Source organism: Kitasatospora albolonga (assembly GCF_039535905.1).
Lineage (GTDB): Bacteria > Actinomycetota > Actinomycetes > Streptomycetales > Streptomycetaceae > Kitasatospora > Kitasatospora albolonga.
This window is the reverse complement of sequence record NZ_BAAAYB010000151.1, coordinates 27625-47345: the sequence shown is the minus strand read 5'-3', so window position 1 is coordinate 47345 and position 19721 is coordinate 27625. Positions and strand designations below refer to the sequence as shown.

Genomic DNA, 19721 nt, shown 5'->3' with positions numbered 1-19721 from the left:
ACATCCATGCACTTATCGGACAAACAGCCCACGCTGCTCCTGCTCCGACGAGCCACCGGAACGGACGTGCCCATGGACGCAATCTCCCGCCGCAGCCTGCTGGCCGCCGGAGCAGCCACCGCCGCCACCCTGGCGGCAGGCTGCGGCAGCGGCATCACCAACGAGGGCGAACAGGCCGCCCCACCCGCCAACGCGCCCGCCGGCCCCGGCGAACAGGCCGCCCCCGCCAAACCCCCCGCCGTCTCGATCGGCGACGGCTCCACCTCGGACACCGGCCCCCAGCCCAACCAGCCCACCCCCGAGAAGCTCAAGCCCGGCGAGCGGCCCCCGCAGTTCGTGGTCTTCTCCTGGGACGGCGCCGGCGAGCTGGACAACCGCCTCTTCACCCGCTTCCGTGCCCTCGCCAAGGAGCACAAGGCCTCGATGACCTTCTTCCTCTCCGGCATCTACCTGCTGCCCGAGGGCAAGAAGGACCTCTACCACCCGCCCCAGCACCGGGTCGGCGCCAGCGACATCGGCTACCTGTCGGACCAGCACATCCACGACACCATCGAGCAGTTGGGCGCCGCCTGGCTTGAGGGCCACGAGATCGGCACCCACTTCAACGGCCACTTCTGCGGCTCCAACGGCGGCGGCCGCTGGTCCCCCGAGGAGTGGGACAGCGAGATCCAGCAGGCGATGGACTTCGTGATGAACTGGAAGACCAACACCGGCTTCACCGACCTGCCCGCGCTGCCCTTCGACTACCGCAAGGAGCTGATCGGCGCCCGCACCCCCTGCCTGGAGGGCCAGCGCGGCCTGCTGCCCACCGCCGTCAAGCGGAACTGGAAGTACGACTCCAGCGGCCCCGGCGGTACCCAGGTCTGGCCGCAGAAGTTCCAGGGCGGCGCGCTGTGGGACATGCCGCTGCAGTCCGTCCCCTTCCCCGGGCACAGCTTCCAGGTGCTCTCGATGGACTACAACATCATGTACAACCAGTCCGGCAACAACACCAAGGGCAACCCGGGCTCGTACGACGCCTGGCGCACCCAGGCCACCGGCTCCCTGCTGGCCGGCTTCGAACGCGCCTACACCAGCAACCGGGCCCCGCTCTACATCGGCAACCACTTCGAGCAGTGGAACGGCGGCATCTACATGGACGCCGTCGAACAGACCATCAGGACCATCGCCGCCAAGCCCGAGGTCCGGATGGTGTCGTTCCGTCAGCTGGTGGAGTGGCTGGAGGTCCAGGACCCCGCCGTGCTGCGCAAGCTCCAGACCCTCACCCCCGGCCAGGCCCCCACCGGCGGCTGGGAGACCTTCCTCGGCACCCCCTAACGCGCCGTCAGCTCTCCGGCCGGCCGCGCCGCCCGGTCCTCGGCCGCCCGGTTCTCAGCCGGCCGGTCCGCGGTCGGCCGGACCCGGCCGGAGAGCAGGGCGCCGACCAGCGCCACGCCCGTCATCACCAGGAAGATCGCCGTGAACGGGGCCACCGGCACCGAGGCCGCCCCTTCCGCCGCCGCCAACGAACCGCCGCCCAGGCCCGCGAACAGGACTCCGGCCAGGCCGATCAGCAGCACGTTGCCCAGCGCGTCGCTGAGCTGGAGCGAGGAGGAGTTCACCCCGGCCTCCTCCGGCGCCGAGAGCTTCATCATCAGCACGCTGATGCTGGCCACCGCCAGCCCCATCCCGACCCCGCCGACCGCCCAGGCCGCGGCCGCCACCCAGACCGGCACCGCCGGTACGAGCACCAGCGCCGCCCCCGCGATCGACACCGCCGTCAGCAGGAACCCGGCCCGGATCATCGTCTCCCGGTGCGCCTGCGCCGCCGGCAGCCCCTGCAGGAAGGAGCCCAGCGCCCAGGAGAGCCCGCCGCTGGTCAGGGTCAGCCCGGCCATCGTCGGCGACAGCCCGCGCTGGGTCACCATCATCAGCGGGATGAAGGCCTCGGCGGCGAAGAACGCCCCCGCCGCGATCCCGCGCAGCAGGATCACCGTCGGCAGCCCCCGGGCCGCCCGCAGCGCCCCCGCCGGCAGCAGCCGCACCACCGCCGGCCCCAGCAGGGCCACGCCCGCCGCGGCAGGCAGCAGCCCGAGCAGGTCGAGCCGCTGGCCCGCGTACTGGAGCAGCCCCGCACCGAGCGCTGCCATCGCCGCCCGCAGCGTCCTGGCCCGGTCGAACTCCTTGGCCTCGGCGGGCGGTTGGGCCCGCTCGGAGCGCCGCAGCGCCGGGCCCATCACCGCCAGCGGCAACAGGATCAGCACCGGCACCGCCAGGAACACCCAGCGCCAGCCCAGGTGCTCGGTCACCGCCCCCGAGACCACCGGCCCGACGATCGAGGGCAGCACCCAGGCCGCCGAGAAGGCCGCGAACACCGACGGCCGCAGCCGCTCCGGGAACGCCCGCCCCACCACCACGTAGAGCGCCACGATCACCAGCCCGCCGCCGAGCCCCTGCACCGCCCGGCCCGCCACGAACATCCACATGTTCACGGCCGCCCCGGCCAGCACCAGCCCCGCCCCGAACACCGCGATCCCCGCGAACAGCGGCCCGATCGGCCCCCGCCGGTCCGCCCACTGCCCGGATATCACCAGCGCGAACAGCGTCGAGGTGAAGTACCCCGAGAACGCGAAGGCGTACAGCCCCAGCCCGTGCAGGTGCTCCGCCGCCACCGGCATCGCGGTGTTCACCGCCGTCGCCTCGAAGGCCAGCAGCAGCACCACCGAGACGATCCCCAGCGTCAACGCCCGGTACGGGCCGCTGAGCACACCGCCCTCTCCCTCGGAGGGCGGTTCGTGCACGGTCTGGGTGGCGCTGCCGGCTGCTGTGGTCATGCCCGACATCGTAAGTGCCGTCCGTCGAAATGACCCCTGACCTGCAGGCCCGTTCTCGCTACCCCGCAGGTCCTAGGCCCGGCCGGCCCTCCCGGTCGCGGTCAGTGCAGTACCTTCAGCCCCACCACACCGCCGAGGATCAGCACCAGACAGGTCACCCGGGCCGCCGTCACCGCGTCCCCCATCACGGCCATCCCGTACAGCGCCGTCCCGATCGCCCCGATCCCGACCCAGACCGCGTAGCCCGTCCCCAACGGGATGCTCTTCATCGCGTACGCCAGCCCGCCCATGCTCAGCAGCAGGGCCACCCCGAACACCACGCTCGGCACCAGCCGGGAGAACCCCTTCGACGCCTCCAGGGCCACCGCCCACACCGTCTCCAGCACACCGGCAACGATCAACACGACCCAAGCCATGACGGGCACTCCTCGCAGTAGGTCTCGACTTCACTACTGCGCCGTCTTGTCGTTCCGGGTACGACGCGCCTCGTCCGGGGTGATCACTCACCTGCCCCGAGGCTAGCACGCGGCCGCGTTCCGACCCTCCGGGCCGCGACACACGGAATTCACGTTCGGGGATTGACGCGGGCTCGGTTTATCCGCCACCATGAATTCACACAGCGCCCCCGGGGATTCCGGGGCCGGACGACAGGAGCAGGCCATGAGCAGGAAGACGGTGGCGATCGCAGCGCCCCGCACCTGTGCCGCTCCCTGTTGTCGCTCCTGTCGCTGACCTCTCTCCCCCTTGCCGGCAGCCGTCGCTGACCTGCCGTCACCCCTTCTTGGCCGTGTGCCCGAGTGGTTGAGGGAACCGCCTGCAAAGCGGTGTACACGGGTTCGATTCCCGTCATGGCCTCCGAATGCCGAATTCACCCTCCCGATGCGGGAGGGTGAATTCGGCATGCCCTTTTCCGCGTTTCCGCTTTTCCGCGTACCGCATTTCCGGTAACCCCGAAAACGCCGGGGCCCGGCCGCAGGATCTCCCCTGCGGCCGGGCCCCGGTCGTCGTTCGGCGTACCGCCGGTCAGTCGATCACCGGCGGGTTGGCCTTCCCGCCGGTACGCCAGGTGTCCTCGTCCTCGACCAGGTAGTCCGGACGGTTGCCGTTCTTGTCCTTCTTCTTGCCGCCGGCAGCACCCATCCCGGGCATGCCACCCGCACCGGCCGCGCCACCGCGCCCCTGACCGCCCTGGCCGAGGCCCGAACCGCCCTGAGTGAACGAACGCCCACTGGCCCCGCCGGCCTTGGCACCGCCGACCGTCCCGCCCTCCTTGCGGACCAGACTCGGCTTGCCGCCACCGGCCTTGCCACCGGCGCCACCACCGGCACCGGCCCCCGGCATGCCACCCATCCCGGGCTGACCCGTACGGCCCGAACCAGCACCACCGGCCCCGGCACCCGCACCGGCCCCGGCACCGCCGCGGCCCGCACCACCTGCACCGGCCCCGGCGCCACCACGGCCCGCACCACCGGCGATCCCACGACCACCACCGGCACCACCGCCACCGACACCACGGCCACCGCCGCCACCACCGATACCCGGCAGCCCCATCGGCGGCAGCCCACCGCCACCACCACCGCCACCACCGCCGAGCCCCGGCCCCGTCGGCACCGTCGGCACGTTGTGCCCCGGCGCCGGCAAGGTCGACACCGGCGGAACCACACTGTCCAGCCGCGGCCCACCCGGCAACGGGTGCACCGGCGTCGGCACCCGACCATCCGGCACCCCGGGCCCGGTCGGGCCCGTCGGGAGGGTCGGCGAGGTCGGCCCGTCCGGCTTCGGCATGCCAGGCGTGCCGCCGGGCGGCGTCCAACCGGGCTTGTCGTTGCCGCCCGGGTTGTTCGGGGTGGGCGGGGCGATGTGCGGCTGCGGCTTCACCGGCGGAGGCGTCAGCTTCTCGCGCGGCTCCGGCGGGAAGGGCTTGCCGGGGGTCCTCACCGAAGTTGTCCTGAGGCGGCGACCCCAGGTAGTCCACTGCGCTCTGATACTGCGGCGCCAGGTGCTCCATCACCACGATCGCACGCTGGTGGGCGATCTCCGTGGCCGACAGCTCGTCATAGTTCTTGTTGACGGCGGCAGCCCGATCCATGTTGGACGCAAGGTCCGCCTTGAACTGGGCGTCGGAGCGCTGGCCGAGGTCACCGACCAGCTTGAGTCCACTCTCGAGGCGGCTGGGGACCTCGATGTCCTCCATCTTGGACTTGCTCTGCTCCAGCACCTTTCCGGCGAAGTCCATCGCGCTGGACGTGCGGACGGCGTAGGTCGCGGTGTTGGTCAGGCTGGTCTGGATGCGGGTGGCTGCCTGGGTGAACCCCTCGGACGCCTTGCCTTCCCAGCTCTGCAGTGCGTGCTGGACGGCCTTCTGCAGGTCGTCCGCAGCAGCACGGAGTTCGGCGTCGACGTTCTTCCAGTGGTCGGAGACCTCCTTGAGGCGCCCCGGGTTTGAGCCGCTCAGCATCCGCTGGAGCGGGATCAGCGCGTGGTCCTCGAAGTACGAACGGCTTCCCATGTCACTCTGCCTTCTGGGAGTTCATCACGGACTTCTGGTCGTACTCGGTCCCGCGGTAGTTCTCGTTGACCGTCTGGGTCTTGTCACCGAACTCGTTGATCAGCGAGTTCAGCTGCGCGATGGTCCGGGTGAGGAACGCCTGCATGTTGCCGTGCGAATCGGCGAGCGCCTTGGCCTCCTTGAAGCCCGCGCCGCCGAAGTCGCCCGGCTCGACCACGGTGTTGTACTTGGTGCTGTTGGCGGTCTGGCCGAGGTTCTGCTGGAGCGTGCGCAGTCGCCTGACCACCGCCTCCAACTCATCGGTGTTGACCCGGTATCCGTCCGACATCCGGCTCCTCCCCCTGGAGTATCTGCTTCCCCGTTAGTGCTGGCACGGGCGCTGCTGTCGCCCGGTCGACCGGTTGTTGTCACGCGGTCAGGACGTTCGATCGTATCGCTTGCACGGAGGGGCCTGACACACCCTCAGCGTCACTGGTTGCCACCGGATCCATAAGGATTCTGGTACGGCGGCTGGTTTCCCTGCTGCGGGTAGCCGGGCGGCGGAGGCTGCTGCCCGTACGGCTGGTTCGGGTACGGCGGCTGGGCGGGCGGGTAACCGTACGGCGCCTGGCCGGGCGGCGGCGTGAACTGCGGCGCAGCCGCGGAACGGCGGCGCTTCGACGCCCGCACGATCAACACCACGATCAGGATGAACACCAGCAGCAGACCCAGGAGCACGGCGCCGCCAATGGCCAGCCCCTTGCCCAGGAAGGAGAAGCTCTCCGAACCCTTCACATCGGCAGACGAGCCGCCAGTGGTATCGGAGGTCCCGCCTCCGCCCAGAGTGGGAGCGGGCGAGGCCGCACCGGAGGGGCGGTTCGACGCCGCCGACCCGGTATCCCCCTTGAGCGGCCCCTGAGCCGGGCCCGCCGGGATGTCCTGGGTCAGCGCCTCGTACGGACGGACGACACCGTAGCCGTAGTGCTGATCCGGCACCGTGACGCCCGCCGGCGCCTTCGCCGACTTGACCAACCTGTTGGCGATCTGACCGGCCGTCAACTGCGGGTACTTGGCGCGGAGCAGCGCCGCGGTGCCTGAGACGAATGCAGTCGCGGGAGAAGTACCGTTGCCCAGGCAGTACTTGCTACTCCCGCAGGTCCCAGCCGAAACGATCTCCTCGCCGGGAGCGGCAAGCAGGACCTCGGGGCCGTAGTTGGACTTCGCCCAGATCTTCCCGTCCTTGCCGGTGGCGCCGACGGTGAGCACACCGGCCGTGGTGGCAAGTCCACCGAGAGGGGTACTCCCGTCATTGCCGGAGCCGACGACGACCAATGCGTCCTTCGACACGGCGTACGCAACAGCATCCTTGAGCTTCTCGGCAGCGGGCAGATTGCTCCCCTGCGAGAGGTTGATGACCTTTGCTCCGCGGTCAGCCGCCCAGCGGATGCCCTCGGGGATACCGTCGAGGTTGTCGGCGGTGTTCTTGTAGATCGGCACGATCTTGGCGCCGGGCGCCACACCGATCACGCCCTCGTTGCTGCCGTGTCCCTTCGCCGCGATGATCGCGGCCATCGAGGTCCCGTGACCGGACGCCGTCTGGACCTTCTCCCGGCCCAGGTTTCCCGGGTCGAACCCTGGGAGCGTCTGCCCCACCAAATCCGGATGGTTGACGTCGACGCCGTCGTCGATCACCGCGACGACGACGCCGTCGCCCTTGGTCACCGACCACGCCTTCTGGAGGTCGAGCTGCTGGATCGGCCACTGACCGTCCCGCACCGCATCCGCCGAGGCCAACGGCGCACCGGCCAGTACCAGCCCACTCGCCAATGCCGTGGCACCGAGCGCGCGCCAAGTCCTATTGAGCGTCATCCCTACCCCGTACCCCGTCAGTTGGACACCACGGCCGCACCGTCAGGGCACGGACCGCTCGATCGTATCGCCCGACAACCTGCCCCGGGCAGGAGGCCGCACGGCTACACGAATTCCGCACTGACGCCGCCGGTGCCGGGACGTCCGGTCGCCGCCGGGATCTTGTTGAAGACCATCTCCGTGACGCTCCGGGCGACTCCGCAGAGGTCCGACTTGGGGCCCTTGGCGCCCTTGGTGTAGTCGACGATCTCGATCCGCACCGCGTTGGGGCCGAACTCGTTGATGCTGTTCAGCTGCACGACGATGTAGCACTCGGCGCGCCCGTCCTTCGCCTTGCCCAGCTTCTGGGAGGCCCGGTTGCCGCCGATCCGGAGCTTGGTGCCGTCACCGCCCTGGTCCTGGAGGCCCTGCTCGTAGCGGATCTCCATGACGTCGACGGCGAGCTGGGACTTCTTCGTGGAGACCACGCAGTAGCTGCCGCCGCCGGCCAGCGTTCCCTCCATCTCGTCGTTGGTGGCCTGGTTGACGTCCGAGGCGTTGAAGAGGGTGCAGATCTCCACCGACTTGGTCTTCTTCTGCTGGGTCACCGGCGGGCCGTTCCCCGGGTCGGGCGTCTCGTCCACCACCGGCGGCTTCACGGCCACCTCGGACGAGGCCGATTCCTTCCCGTTCAGCATCGAACAGCCCGTCAGGGCCAGCGACAGGGCGGCAACAGCCGCGAGGGCGGCGGTGGGTCGGGGCATGGGTTCGGTCCTCGTTCCGTTCGGTCCGGCGGGCGCGGGGCGCGCGCGAACCACGGAGCCCCCCGGCCGGTACTGACTGACTGACTGTCTACGGGACGTCACCCTAGCGGGCGCGGTTGCGTCAGGCGGTGATGGCGTCCTCGGGGAGGATGGGGAGGCGGGCGACGGGGAGGCCGGTGGCGGCGCGGACGGCTGCGGCGACGGCGGCGGGGGCGGCGACGGCGGGGACGGCGCTGACGGCCTTGGCGCCGAAGGTGGCGACCACGTCGCGCTCCTCGAGGAGAGCGGCGATGCGGACCTCGGGGGTGTCGAGGGCGGTGGGGAGGCGGTAGCCGGTGAGGGAGGGGTTGAGGAGGCGGCCGCCCTCGGTGCGCAGGTCCTCCAGCAGGGCCAGGCCGACGCCCTGGGCGACGCCCGCCTCGATGCGCTCCTCGATCTGACGCGGGTTCAGGGCCCGGCCGACGTCCTGGGCGACGGTCACGTCGACCACCCGCACCGCGCCGAGCTCGATGTCCACGTCCACGACGGCCCGCATCGCGCAGAAGGCGATGGAGACGAAGGCGTCCCCCTGCCCGTTCTCGTCCAGCGGCTCGGTGGGGTGCGGGCGGCACTGGGCGGTGGCCCAGAGCTCCTTGCCCTCCAGGGCTTCGGTGACCGGCATGCCGAGCACACCGTCGTAGGAGGAGATCTTGCCGTCGGCGATGGTGAGGAGCTCCACCGACATGCCGAAGTTGGCGGCGATCGGCTGGAGCAGCTGGTGACGGACCATCACCGCGGCCCGCTCCACCGCACCGCCGCTGACCCAGGTGTGCCGCCCGCGCGCCGACGGGCCGGCCACCGACTGGTCGCTGTCGACCGGCGCGATGTAGACCTCGGAAACGCCGAGCACGGACTGGACGATCTGCCGGGCGAGGGTGGCGAAGCCCTGGCCGACGTCGACGGCGGCGCAGATGACGGTGGCGTGGTCGCCGCTGACCCGGACCGTGGCGGTGGAGACCTCGTCCTCGCCCTCGGCGCCGAGCATGTGGACCATGCCGAGGGCGTAGCCGATGCCGCGCCGGACGGCGGCCGGGTCGCCGGCGCCGCCCGGGCCGCCGGGGAGCAGCCACTCGCTGTCGGGGTCGTCGACCGGCAGTGCGGGCAGCGGGGCGGTGGAGACGGCGTCGAGCAGGGCGGCCACCGGGGCGGGGCAGGTGACGGCCTGTCCGGTGGGCAGCGGGTCGCCGGTGGTCATCGCGTTGCGCCGCCGGATCTCCACGGGGTCGACGCCGACGAGGGCCGCGAGCCGGTCGAGCTGGGACTCGTACGCGAAGCAGGTCTGCAGGGCGCCCTCGCCGCGCATCCGGCCCGCGGGCGGGTTGTTGGTGCGCACGGCCCAGGCGTCGACGAAGACGTTGGGGCATGTGTAGGGGCCGACCGAGAAGGCGGTGGCGGCGGCCAGCGCCTCGGCCGACACCTCGGCGTAGGCGCCGCCGTCCAGCAGGATCTGCGCCTCGACCTTGACCAACCGGCCCTCGGCGTCGGCGTGGTGGCGGTAGCGCAGCAGAGCGGGGTGCCGGCTGGTGTGGCTGTGGAAGGACTCCTCGCGGGTGAGGGTCATCTTCACCGGGCGGCCGGTGCGCAGCGCGAGCAGGGCCAGCACGACCTGGAAGGAGAGGTCCTCGCGGTCGGCGGTGGCGCCGGGCACGCCGGTGGCGACCAGGCGGACCCGGTCGGGCTCCAGGCCGAGGCAGGCGGCGGTGCGGTCGCGGTCGCCGTGCGGGTCGGTGGAGGAGAGGTGGAGTTCGACGCCGCCGTCGGGGCGGGGCACGGCCAGGCCCGCCTCGGCGCCGATCGGGGCCGGGTCCTGGCGGCCGACCTGGTAGAGGCCCTCGACCACGACCTCGCCGACCGCCTCCGGGTCGCCGGTGCGCAGCGGGAGGTGGCGGAACAGGTTGCCGTCGGGGTGCAGCGGCGGGCAGGTGAAGGACTGCTCGGGGTCGGTGACGGGCTCCAGGAGCTCGTACTCGACCACGATCGAGGCGGCGGCCAGCCGGGCGGTGTCGGGGTGGTCGGCGGCGACGGCGGCCACGGGTTCGCCGTGGTGGCGGACCAGGCCGTCGGCGAGCACCGGGCGGTCGGCGACGCCCCGGCGGTCGGTCAGGCCCTCGACGGAGGCGGACGGCAGGTCGGCGGCGGTCACCACGGCGTGCACGCCGGGGACGGCCAGGGCGGCGCTGGTGTCGACCGAGACGATCCGGGCGTGCGGGTGCGGCGAGCGCAGCACGGCGCCCCAGAGCAGGCCCTCGGCCCAGAGGTCGGAGGCGTAGGGGTAGATGCCGAGCGCCTTGGGCAGCGCGTCGCTGCGCCGGGCGGAGGTGCCGAGGCCGAACGGCTCCGCGCCGTCGGGGAGTTCGGCCTCCGAGGCGGTGGGCGCCGCCGGGGCGGTGAGGTCGGTGGGCGAGCTCATGCGCGATCGTCCTCGGGGTGCCGGATGCCGTGCGGCGGGGTGCTGCCGTCGTGGGCCTGGGCCTGGGCGGCGGCCGGGTCGTAACCGGTCTGGTAGCCGCCCTCGAAGGCCTGGTAGGTCTGCTCGTAACCGCCCTCGTAGACCGTGCCGTGATCGAGGCCGTGGTCCGGACCCTGACCGAAGCCCGGGGCAGGGGCAGGGGCCGGGGCGGGCGCCGGGCCCGGGGCGTAGCCGGGGTCGTACGCGGTGCCGTGCGCCGGGGTCGGCACGTACGGGGTGCCGTGCGCGGGGGTGCCGGTGGCGGCCGGGCCGTCGTAGGCGGTGCCGTGCGCGGGGGTGGCCTCGCCCTGCACCGGCTCGTAGACGGCGTCGTGGCCCGGGTCGTACGGGGCCGGGTCGAAGCTGGCTCCGTAGGAGGCGCCGGCCGGGAAGCCCGGCTCGTAGACGCCGGTCTGATGGGTGGTCAGGCCGTACTCGGTGAGGGCCGGCTCGGCCTCGACCCAGGCGTCGGAGTCGGCGTAGAGCGGGAGTTCACCGACCGGGGGCAGGTCCGCGACGGCCGCGGCCACCGCGGCGGCGCCGCCCTCGGCAGCAGCCCCGGCGACGTCGGCGGTCCCGGCGTCGGCGGTCCCGGCAGCGGTCCCGGCGGCCGACGCCCCCGTCGCGGCCGCCTCGGCGGCGGCCAGCGCCTCCTCCTCGGCCAGCCCGCGCGCCTCCGCCACGGTCTGTACGGCGGCCAGCACGCCCTGGTAGCCGGTGCAGCGGCAGAGGTTGCCGCAGAGCGCCTGCCGCGCCTCGACCTCGCTGGGCCGGTGGTTGCGCTGGAGCAGGTCGTGCACGGCCATCGCCATGCCGGGGGTGCAGTAGCCGCACTGCACCGCGCCCGAGTCGGCCAGCGCCTGCTGCACGTCGCTGGCGGAGCCGTCCGCGCTCAGTCCTTCGACGGTGGCGATCTCGCTCTCCGAGGCGAGCGCCGCGGGCACCAGGCAGCCGGCCACCAACTGGCCGTCCACCTGCACCGAGCAGGCCCCGCACTCGCCCTGCTCGCAGCCGTCCTTGGCCCCGGCCAGGCCGAGCCGCTCGCGCAGCACGTAGAGCAGGCTCTCGCCGATCCAGGCGTCGGCCACGGGCCGGTCGAAGCCGTTGACCCGCAGCGTGTACGAGGCGGTCGGGCGCAGGTCACCGCCGAGTGGGCCGCCGGCCGCGTCTCCGACCGCATCTCCGCCGAGCGCACCGCCGGCCGCCGCACCGCCGACCGCGGCGCCGAGGCCGTCGCTCACCAGATCCGTCACTTCAGTGCCCTTCCCAGCGCCCGTCGGGCCAGCACGGATACCGTACGCCGCAGCCGGGCGGCGGCGGCCGGGGCCCCCTCCCCCTCCAGCGCCCCGTCGGGGACGCAGGCGGCGGCCACGTACTCGCCGAAGGCGGCCGCGGCGGCCGGGCCGATGGCGTCGGCGGCCTGGTCGCCGCGGGCGTCCCAGTCGATGCAGCCGGCCACCCAGGCCTCGGCCTCCAGCGGGCGCAGCGGTACGGGGGCGACGGCGCCGACGGCGCAGCGGACGGCCCGGCGGGCCGGGTCGAGCACCAGGGCGACGGAGGCGCTGGCGCGGGACGGGCCGCTGCGGCCGGTGGCCTTGAGGAAGACCTGGGGGGCGTGCAGCAGCGGGACGCGCACCCAGGTGAGCAGCTCGCCCGGGCGGACCGGGTCCAGGCCGGTGAGCAGGTGGCTGACGGGCACCTCGCGGCTGCCGCCGGGGCGGGCCAGGGTGACGGCGGCCTCCAGCGCGGCGAGCACCGGCAGGGTGTCGCCGCCGGGGGCGGCGGTGGCGACGTTGCCGCCCAGGGTGCCGACGTTGCGGATCTGCGGGGGCCCGGCGGTGCGGGCCGCGTCGGCCAGCGCGGGAATCAGCGCGGCGAAGTCGGGCCGGTCCATCCGGGCGAAGGTGAGGCCCGCGCCCAGGACGGCGGTGCCGCCGTCCTCGTAGCGCCAGCCCCGGAGTTCGGTGATCCGGCCGAGGCCGATCAGCGCGGCCGGGCGGAGCCGTCCGGCGTTGACCGCCTCCATCAGGTCGGTGGCCCCGGCCACCGGCACCGCGCCGGGTGTGGCGGCGAGCGCCTCGACGGCCTCGTCGAGCGAGGCCGGCAGCATGATCGTCCGGTTCACCAGGAATCCACCGTGCTCCACTTGCTCATCAACTGCCCCGCCGTCCCCCGGCGGTGTGTGGCCTGGCCCGTAGGGTACGGGCGATCGGTGCGGGTTGGGCAACTCTGGCACACAAAGCTTGGTGATCATTTCCTGGCCCGCGAACAAGCTGTGTCAATCCCGGACGAATCCAGGCACAGAACGATCCGATCCGGCGGCCACCGGATCGGATCTTCATCTGTTGTTGACGTCCGGGCCTCCACCAGGAGTTCCCGGAGGCTTCCGACACTCCGTCAGGAGTCCTTCGGCCCGTCGAGTGGACGCCCGAGCACGCCGGGGCGCTTCTGCCAGGGGTGCGGACCGCCCGGGGGGCGGTACTCCACGCCGAGCGCGTCGAGGCGCGCGTAGTGCGCCGTCATCCTCCGCTCGAATCCCTCCCAGTCCCGCTCGGCCGGCGCGGGCAGCGCCGACCAGGCCACCTCGGCGAAGGCGGCCAGCCGCGGGAAGGCCCGGAAGTCCACGTCCCGGGCGTCGTCCATGAACTCGGTCCAGATGTTGGCCTGGGTGCCGAGCACGTGCGCCGCGGCCTCCTCGTCCAGCTCGGCCGGGACGGGCTCGAAGCGGTACACGTCCTCCAGGGTGCGGACGAAGCCGACCGGGATCGGCTCCTCCTCCCCCGCCCCCTGCCGGTGGTCCAGGTAGACGTACGTCTCCGGGCACATCACCACGTCGTGCCCGGCGGTGGCGGCGGCGATCCCGGCCTCGAAGCCCCGCCAGGAGGAGACCGCGGCGCCGGGCGCCAGCCCGCCCTCCAGGATCTCGTCCCAGCCGATCAGCCGGCGGCCGCGCTCGGCGAGCCAGCTGTCGAAGTGCCGGATGAAGAAGCTCTGCAGCTCGTCCTCGTCGGCCAGCCCCAGCTCGCGGATCCGCTCCTGCGCGGCCGGGCTCTTCCGCCACTGGTCCTTGTCGCACTCGTCCCCGCCCAGGTGCACGAACTGCGACGGGAAGATCTCCAGCACCTCCTCCAGCACGCCCTCGAAGAACCGCAGGGTGGCCTCGGAGACGTTCAGCACGTTCTCGCTGACGCCCCAGTCCGTCCAGACCCCGAGCGCGGCGGTGTCCACCACGTCGGTGTTGCCCAGCTCCGGGTAGGCGGTGATGGCGGCCTGCGAGTGGCCGGGCAGGTCGATCTCCGGCACCACGGTGATCTGCCGGGCGTCGGCGTACGCGACGATCTCGCGCAGGTCGTCCTGGGTGTAGAAGCCGCCGTGCGGCCGGTCGTCCCGGCGGTCCGCCGCCCGGAAGCCGACCATCGACCGCTCCCGCCAGGACGCGGTCTCGGTCAGGCGCGGGTAGCGCTTGATCTCGATCCGCCAGCCCTGGTCGTCGGTCAGGTGGAAGTGCAGGACGTTCAGCTTGTGCGCCGCCATCAGGTCGATGAAGCGGAACACGCCCGCCTTCGGCATGAAGTGCCGCGAGACGTCCAGCAGCACGCCGCGCCAGCCGAACCGCGGCGCGTCCTCGATCTCCGCGTACGGCAGCTCCCAGCCGGCGCGGCGCAGCGGGGCGGTGCGGAAGGCGTCGGCGCCGAGCAGCTGACGGAGCGTCTGGGCGCCGGCGAAGGCGCCGGCCGTGGTGCTCGCGGAGAGCAGCACGCCCTCGGGGCCGACGGCGAGCCGGTACGCCTCGGGGGCGGCGGCCTCGTCGAGCCGCAGCTCGATGCCGCCGGGGGCGGCGGGAAACGGGAGTCCGGTGGAGGCGCCGAGCGTGACGCGCAGCCAGTCGGCGACCGGGGCGAGCGCGGGGTCGGCGGTCAGTCCGGTGCTCGCGTCGAGGGGGTAGGTGCCGGAAGTCTCGGGGGAGATGACACTCAGCGGGGCAGGGATGAGGTCCATGACCTGCATCCTGCCCCGCCGGGGCCCGAGTGGCATAGACCAATCGGGAAGTGTTCTGCAGAGCGCGACGCGCTACTTCTTGTCGTCGTCCCCGCCGCCCTGCGGGCCGCCGATGCCGTCGTAGATCTCCTTGCACATCGGGCAGACCGGGTACTTCTTCGGGTCCCGCCCGGGCACCCAGACCTTGCCGCAGAGCGCGACCACGGGGGATCCGGAGAGCGCGCTCTCCATGATCTTGTCCTTCTGGACGTAGTGCGCGAAGCGCTCGTGGTCGCCGTCCCCGTTGGAGACCTGGGGGACGGGCTCGACCAGGGTGCCGGTACCGAGGCCGCGCTCGGGCTCAAGAGTGCTCATGACGCTCAAGTCTATGGGCCCGCCGAACCGAACAGAAGGCACACGCCCGCAGCCCGCGCCGCCGGGGCCGCCTCAGTTCAGCGTCGGGTCGTCCGGGTACGTCGCCAGCACCGCCAGCGGGCCCCGCTGACGGCGCAGGACGGAGCGCCAGAGGCGTTCGGGCTCCGGGGAGAAGATGTCGCCGGGCTCGCAGTCGACCAGGTACCAGGCGCCCTCGGCGAGTTCGGACTCCAGCTGGCCGGGCGACCAGCCCGCGTAGCCGGCGAAGACCCGCAGGCCGCCGAGCTCCCCGGCCAGCACCTCGGGCGGGGCCTCCAGGTCGACCAGGCCGATCGCGCCGTGCACCCGCCGCCAGCCGAGCGGCTCGACCGAGCCCGGTTCGCCGGGGACGACGGCCACCGCGAGCGCCGAGTCCAGGCCGACCGGGCCGCCCTGGAAGACCACCGGCATCGCCCCGGCCAGCGCGGACCAGCCGTCCAGCACGGCGGCGACCTCGATCGGGGTGGGGTGGTTGAGCACCACGCCGAGCGCGCCCTGGGCGTCGTGGTCCAGCAGCAGCACCACCGCCCGGGAGAAGTTCGGGTCGGTGAGCAGCGGTGTCGCGACCAGCAGTCGGCCGGTGTGCGAGGAGGCCGGGGTCATGCCCACATGATCCCCCAGTCCGGCCCGCCCGGGGCGGACAACACGGGATGCCCCGACACGCCGTGGGCGAACACCCGTACGGCCGTACCGCACCGCCGTGTCGCCGCCGTGGAGGTTCCGGGGAGGCGACCATCACCAGTAGGGCGCAAGGGAACCACCCGCCCGCCCATTACCATCTACAGGTGGTGGAAGGGCATTCGCCGAACGGCGGAAGTTCCTTCCACTCGCGTTTGCCCTGCTCCGCAGCCGCTTCCTCCCCCAGTCACCCCGGATTGCGAGAACGATGACCGACGACGTCCTGCTGGTCCACGGCGGAAACCCGCTCGAAGGCGAGATCCGCGTCCGTGGTGCGAAGAACCTGGTCCCCAAGGCCATGGTCGCCGCCCTGCTCGGCACGGGCCCCAGCAGACTGCGCAACGTCCCGGACATCCGCGACGTCAAGGTCGTGCGCGGCCTGCTGCAGCTGCACGGCGTGACCGTGCGCACCGGCGACGAGGAGGGCGAGCTGATCCTCGACCCCTCGCACGTGGAGAGCGCCAACGTCGCCGACATCGACGCGCACGCGGGCTCCTCCCGGATCCCGATCCTGTTCTGCGGCCCGCTGCTGCACCGCCTCGGCCACGCCTTCATCCCGGGCCTGGGCGGCTGCGACATCGGCGGCCGGCCGGTGGACTTCCACTTCGAGGTGCTCCGCCAGTTCGGCGCCACCATCGAGAAGCACCCGCAGGGCACCTACCTGGTGGCCCAGCAGCGGCTCCAGGGCACCAAGATCGAGCTGCCCTACCCCTCGGTCGGCGCGACCGAGCAGGTGCTGCTCACCGCGGTGCTCGCCGAGGGCGTCACGGAGCTGCGCAACGCGGCCGTCGAGCCGGAGATCGTCGACCTGATCTGCGTCCTGCAGAAGATGGGCGCGATCATCTCGATGGGCACCGACCGCACCATCCTGATCACCGGCGTGGAGGAGCTCTCGGGCTACAACCACCGCGCCCTGCCGGACCGCCTGGAGGCGGCCTCCTGGGCCTGCGCGGCGCTGGCCACCAAGGGCGACATCTACGTCCGCGGCGCGGACCAGATCCCGATGATGACCTTCCTGAACACCTTCCGGAAGGTCGGCGGCGCCTTCGAGATCGACGACGAGGGCATCCGGTTCTGGCACCCGGGCGGCGAGCTCAAGGCGATCGCCCTGGAGACCGACGTGCACCCCGGCTTCCAGACCGACTGGCAGCAGCCGCTGGTGGTCGCCCTGACCCAGGCCGACGGCCTCTCCATCGTCCACGAGACGGTGTACGAGTCCCGGCTCGGCTTCACCGGCGCGCTGAACCAGATGGGCGCCCACATCCAGCTCTACAGCGAGTGCCTCGGCGGCACCCCCTGCCGCTTCGGCGCGCGCAACTTCCAGCACTCCGCGGTGGTCTCCGGCCCGTCCAAGCTGATCGGCGCCGAGCTGGTCATCCCGGACCTGCGCGGCGGCTTCTCGTACCTGATCGCGGCGCTGGCGGCCGAGGGCACCTCCACGGTGCACGGCATCGACCTGATCAACCGCGGCTACGAGAACTTCATGGAGAAGCTCCGCGACCTGGGCGCCCAGGTCGAGCTGAAGAACGAGGAGCCGGCCGACGAGGAGCTGGTCGCCGTCTGATCCGGACGGCACGCGAAACGACCGTGGCCGGTCTCCCCGAGGGGAGACCGGCCACGGTCGTAGGGGCTACCAGGGGCGTCACTTGCCCTTGGCGGCCTCCTTCAGCTTCGAACCGGCGCTGACCTTGGCGCTGTAGCCGGCCGGGATCTGGATCGGGTCGCCGGTCTGCGGGTTACGAGCGGTGCGGGCGGCACGGTGGGTGCGCTCGAAGGTCAGGAAGCCGGGGATGGTGACCTTCTCGTCACCCTTGGCGACGACCTCGCCGACGACCTCGGCGAAGGCGGCCAGAACGGCGTCGGCGTCCTTGCGGGTCACCTCGGCGCGCTCCGACAGAGCGGCCACCAGCTCACTGCGGTTCATGTGTACTCCTGTGGTCTGTTCGCGTTGCGGTGTGCGGGGCCCGTCGGTCGTCCCGCCGGGCCGCCATCACTGGCGACGGCAGGGCCGCTGGTCCGCACACTGTGCTCGTTCAGGCGAGGGTTGGTCAGGGGTCGGGCTTGCACCCCGAAGCGCCTCAAACCGCACTGCCTGGGTACGAATCCTGCCCCGACCGGCACTGAGAAAGCCAATCGGTCCCCGCCGCGGTTGACCCGAACAGCGCCCGCCGGACGGAGTTGTGACGCTCCGTCCGCTCCGGTGGACCGGGGCGGGCGGCGGGCCGGGACGACACGCCGAGGGCCCAGGGGGACGTTCCGTACTTGTCGGACACGCCTGCCCCGTGCAGGGCTACCGTACGCCCTGCCACCGACAAGCCCAAACACGCCCCTTCCCCTTGTGTCGCAAGGGTTCGGGGCGAGCGGGCTCGGGTAGGGTGGCCGGCCGACCGCCGGACCCTCCGCGCGGGAGGTCCGGACCGGGCCCGCCACCCCGCCCGAGCTGCGGCTGGATCAGAGCTGAACGGCCGGGAACGACGTGGTGTCCAGGGTGCCGACGATGCCCGGGGTGGGCGGGGCCGGGGCCGGCTCGGTCTCGCCGCGGGCGGCCAGCGCGGCCTCCCGGACGGCGGCCGCGACGGTCTTGGCCACGTCGGGGTGGAAGACGCTGGGGATGATGTAGTTCGGGTTCAGCTGGTCGTCGGCCACGGTGGTGGCCAGCGCCCGGGCGGCGGCCAGCATCATCTCGGTGTTGACGGTGCGGCTCTGGGCGTCCAGCAGGCCGCGGAAGACGCCGGGGAAGACCAGCACGTTGTTGATCTGGTTCGGGAAGTCGCTGCGGCCGGTCGCCACCACGGCGGCGGTCTGGCGGGCCACCGCCGGGTCCACCTCCGGGTCCGGGTTGGCCAGCGCGAAGACGATCGCGTTCTCGGCCATGGTGGCCAGGTCGTCGCCGTCCAGCACGTTCGGGGCGGAGACGCCGATGAAGACGTCGGCCCCGGCCACCGCCTCCTTGAGGCTGCCGGTGCGGCCCGAGCGGTTGGTGTGCTCGGCGATCCAGCGCAGGCTGTCGTTCAGGTCGTCGCGGCCCTCGTGGACCACGCCGCGCACGTCCGCCACGGTGGCGTGCCGCACGCCGGCCGCCAGCAGCAGCTTGAGGATCGCGGTGCCGGCCGCGCCCGCGCCGGACATCACCACGCGGATCTCGTCGATGGGCTTGCCGACCACCTTGAGCGCGTTGGTGAGCGCGGCCAGCACCACGATCGCGGTGCCGTGCTGGTCGTCGTGGAAGACCGGGATGTCCAGGGCCTCGCGCAGCCGGGCCTCGATCTCGAAGCAGCGCGGCGCGGAGATGTCCTCCAGGTTGATGCCGGCGAAGCCGGGGGCGATCGCCTTGACGATGGCGACGATCTCGTCGGCGTCCTGGGTGTCCAGGCAGATCGGCCAGGCGTCGATGCCGGCGAAGCGCTTGAACAGCGCGGCCTTGCCCTCCATCACCGGCAGGGCGGCCTTCGGGCCGATGTTGCCCAGGCCCAGCACGGCCGAGCCGTCGGTGACCACGGCGACGCTGTTGCGCTTGATGGTCAGGCGGCGGGCGTCCTCGGGGTTCTCCGCGATCGCCATGCAGACCCGGGCCACGCCGGGGGTGTAGATCATCGAGAGGTCGTCGCGGTTGCGGATCGGCAGCTTCGAGGACATCTCGATCTTGCCGCCGAGGTGCATCAGGAAGGTGCGGTCCGAGACCTTGCCGATCGCCACGCCGTCGATCGCGCGGAGCTTCTCGACGATCTCCTCGCCGTGGGCGACCGAGGCGGCGGCCACGGTGACGTCGATCCGCAGCGCCTCGAGGCCGGAGGCGGTGACGTCCAGGCCGGTGACCGAGCCGCCGGAGGACTCGACGGCGGTGGTGATCGAGCTCACCGCGTTGCCGGTGGCGGGCACCTCCAACCGGACCGTGATCGAGTTCGAGACACTGGGCACCGTCGCCATCGACGTCCTTCTTCCTGAAATCAACACTTTGTTGAATGCCTGCGCAGTCGGCATGCTAGACCTCGATCGTCGCACTCACCAAGGGTTCGATAGAAATAACGTTCATTGAGTGTGCGGAGTCGACAAGGCTTCTTGCCCTCGGCGGACGATGCGTTACATTGGACAAGGCACCGGCTCGATCCAAGCCCCCGGGCCCAACCTTCGTCCCTTAGAGGGACCACTTGCCGCGAGGCGAGCATGGCGGGTCGGTGTCACAGCTTCGAAGGCCCCCTCACCAAGTCCGGTGAGGGGGCCTTCCGCTGTCCCCGCGTCAGCTGGCGGTC

17 protein-coding genes, 1 tRNA gene, 1 pseudogene and 1 riboswitch are annotated in these 19721 nt (G+C 72.2%); of the genes and pseudogenes, 4 read left to right on the top strand and 15 right to left on the bottom strand.

Features of this window, described 5'->3' with window-relative positions; genetic code table 11:
- Nucleotides 1-72 precede the first annotated feature (72 nt).
- Complete coding sequence (locus tag ABD946_RS38490; RefSeq protein ID WP_345290390.1) at nt 73-1317, top strand: polysaccharide deacetylase family protein; 1245 nt, start codon at nt 73-75, stop codon at nt 1315-1317.
- On the opposite strand, the gene ABD946_RS38485 is transcribed toward ABD946_RS38490, so the two are convergent.
- Both ABD946_RS38485 and ABD946_RS38480 read right to left on the bottom strand, forming a co-directional pair.
- Complete coding sequence (locus tag ABD946_RS38485) at nt 1314-2813, bottom strand: MFS transporter (protein WP_345290389.1); 1500 nt, start codon at nt 2811-2813, stop codon at nt 1314-1316. The two genes, ABD946_RS38490 and ABD946_RS38485, sit on opposite strands and share 4 nt — an antisense overlap.
- Nucleotides 2814-2914: 101 nt before the next feature.
- On the bottom strand, nt 2915-3229 hold the full coding sequence (locus ABD946_RS38480; protein ID WP_345290388.1) for a DMT family transporter: 315 nt from the start codon (nt 3227-3229) through the stop codon (nt 2915-2917).
- A gap of 35 nt (nt 3230-3264) precedes the next feature.
- A riboswitch (guanidine-III (ykkC-III) riboswitch) is annotated at nt 3265-3326 on the bottom strand.
- Between the two features lie 270 nt (nt 3327-3596).
- Here ABD946_RS38480 and ABD946_RS38475 point away from each other — a divergent pair.
- Nucleotides 3597-3668 (top strand) — tRNA-Cys (locus ABD946_RS38475).
- Between the two features lie 168 nt (nt 3669-3836).
- Here ABD946_RS38475 and ABD946_RS38470 read toward each other — a convergent pair.
- The 11 genes and pseudogenes from ABD946_RS38470 to ABD946_RS38420 all read right to left on the bottom strand — a co-directional run bounded on the left by ABD946_RS38470 (nt 3837) and on the right by ABD946_RS38420 (nt 15396).
- Nucleotides 3837-4751 (bottom strand): hypothetical protein, encoded by a 915-nt coding sequence (locus ABD946_RS38470; protein WP_345290387.1) that lies wholly within the window; start codon nt 4749-4751, stop codon nt 3837-3839.
- A 313-nt stretch (nt 4752-5064) separates the two neighbouring features.
- Nucleotides 5065-5271: pseudogene (locus tag ABD946_RS43230) on the bottom strand (WXG100 family type VII secretion target); the annotation flags it as partial.
- A 52-nt stretch (nt 5272-5323) separates the two neighbouring features.
- A complete protein-coding gene (locus ABD946_RS38460) occupies nt 5324-5650 on the bottom strand; it encodes a hypothetical protein (protein ID WP_345290385.1) in 327 nt (108 codons plus the stop codon).
- A gap of 140 nt (nt 5651-5790) precedes the next feature.
- Nucleotides 5791-7170, bottom strand: coding sequence for a S8 family serine peptidase (locus tag ABD946_RS38455; protein WP_345290384.1), 1380 nt, complete (start codon nt 7168-7170; stop codon nt 5791-5793).
- A gap of 104 nt (nt 7171-7274) precedes the next feature.
- Nucleotides 7275-7913: a hypothetical protein gene (locus tag ABD946_RS38450; protein ID WP_345290383.1), complete on the bottom strand. Its 639-nt coding sequence runs from the start codon at nt 7911-7913 to the stop codon at nt 7275-7277.
- A gap of 121 nt (nt 7914-8034) precedes the next feature.
- Nucleotides 8035-10362, bottom strand: a complete 2328-nt coding sequence (locus tag ABD946_RS38445) for a xanthine dehydrogenase family protein molybdopterin-binding subunit (protein ID WP_345290382.1) — start codon at nt 10360-10362, stop codon at nt 8035-8037.
- A complete protein-coding gene (locus ABD946_RS43225; RefSeq protein WP_380149627.1) occupies nt 10359-11654 on the bottom strand; it encodes a (2Fe-2S)-binding protein in 1296 nt (431 codons plus the stop codon). The genes ABD946_RS38445 and ABD946_RS43225 overlap by 4 nt, the downstream gene beginning before the upstream one ends.
- Entirely contained in the window at nt 11651-12511 is an 861-nt protein-coding gene (locus ABD946_RS38435; RefSeq protein ID WP_345290455.1) for an FAD binding domain-containing protein, read from the bottom strand. Before ABD946_RS38435 ends, ABD946_RS43225 begins: the two co-directional genes overlap by 4 nt.
- A 287-nt stretch (nt 12512-12798) precedes the next feature.
- Complete coding sequence (locus ABD946_RS38430; protein ID WP_345290381.1) at nt 12799-14400, bottom strand: beta-N-acetylhexosaminidase; 1602 nt, start codon at nt 14398-14400, stop codon at nt 12799-12801.
- A gap of 72 nt (nt 14401-14472) precedes the next feature.
- Nucleotides 14473-14754, bottom strand: coding sequence for a DUF3039 domain-containing protein (locus ABD946_RS38425; protein WP_345290380.1), 282 nt, complete (start codon nt 14752-14754; stop codon nt 14473-14475).
- A gap of 72 nt (nt 14755-14826) precedes the next feature.
- Entirely contained in the window at nt 14827-15396 is a 570-nt protein-coding gene (locus tag ABD946_RS38420; RefSeq protein ID WP_345290379.1) for a YqgE/AlgH family protein, read from the bottom strand.
- A gap of 283 nt (nt 15397-15679) precedes the next feature.
- On the opposite strand from ABD946_RS38420, the gene murA reads away from it, so the two are divergent.
- A complete protein-coding gene (murA, locus tag ABD946_RS38415; RefSeq protein WP_345290378.1) occupies nt 15680-17035 on the top strand; it encodes a UDP-N-acetylglucosamine 1-carboxyvinyltransferase in 1356 nt (451 codons plus the stop codon).
- Between the two features lie 78 nt (nt 17036-17113).
- On the opposite strand, the gene ABD946_RS38410 is transcribed toward murA, so the two are convergent.
- The gene (locus tag ABD946_RS38410) at nt 17114-17395 is read right to left on the bottom strand and encodes an HU family DNA-binding protein (protein WP_104816345.1); all 282 of its coding nucleotides are present in this window, start codon (nt 17393-17395) and stop codon (nt 17114-17116) included.
- A 527-nt stretch (nt 17396-17922) separates the two neighbouring features.
- The gene (locus tag ABD946_RS38405; protein WP_345290377.1) at nt 17923-19398 is read right to left on the bottom strand and encodes an NAD-dependent malic enzyme; all 1476 of its coding nucleotides are present in this window, start codon (nt 19396-19398) and stop codon (nt 17923-17925) included.
- On the opposite strand from ABD946_RS38405, the gene ABD946_RS38400 reads away from it, so the two are divergent.
- Nucleotides 19313-19507, top strand: a complete 195-nt coding sequence (locus tag ABD946_RS38400) for a hypothetical protein (protein WP_345290463.1) — start codon at nt 19313-19315, stop codon at nt 19505-19507. The genes ABD946_RS38405 and ABD946_RS38400 overlap by 86 nt on opposite strands.
- Nucleotides 19508-19721 lie beyond the last annotated feature (214 nt).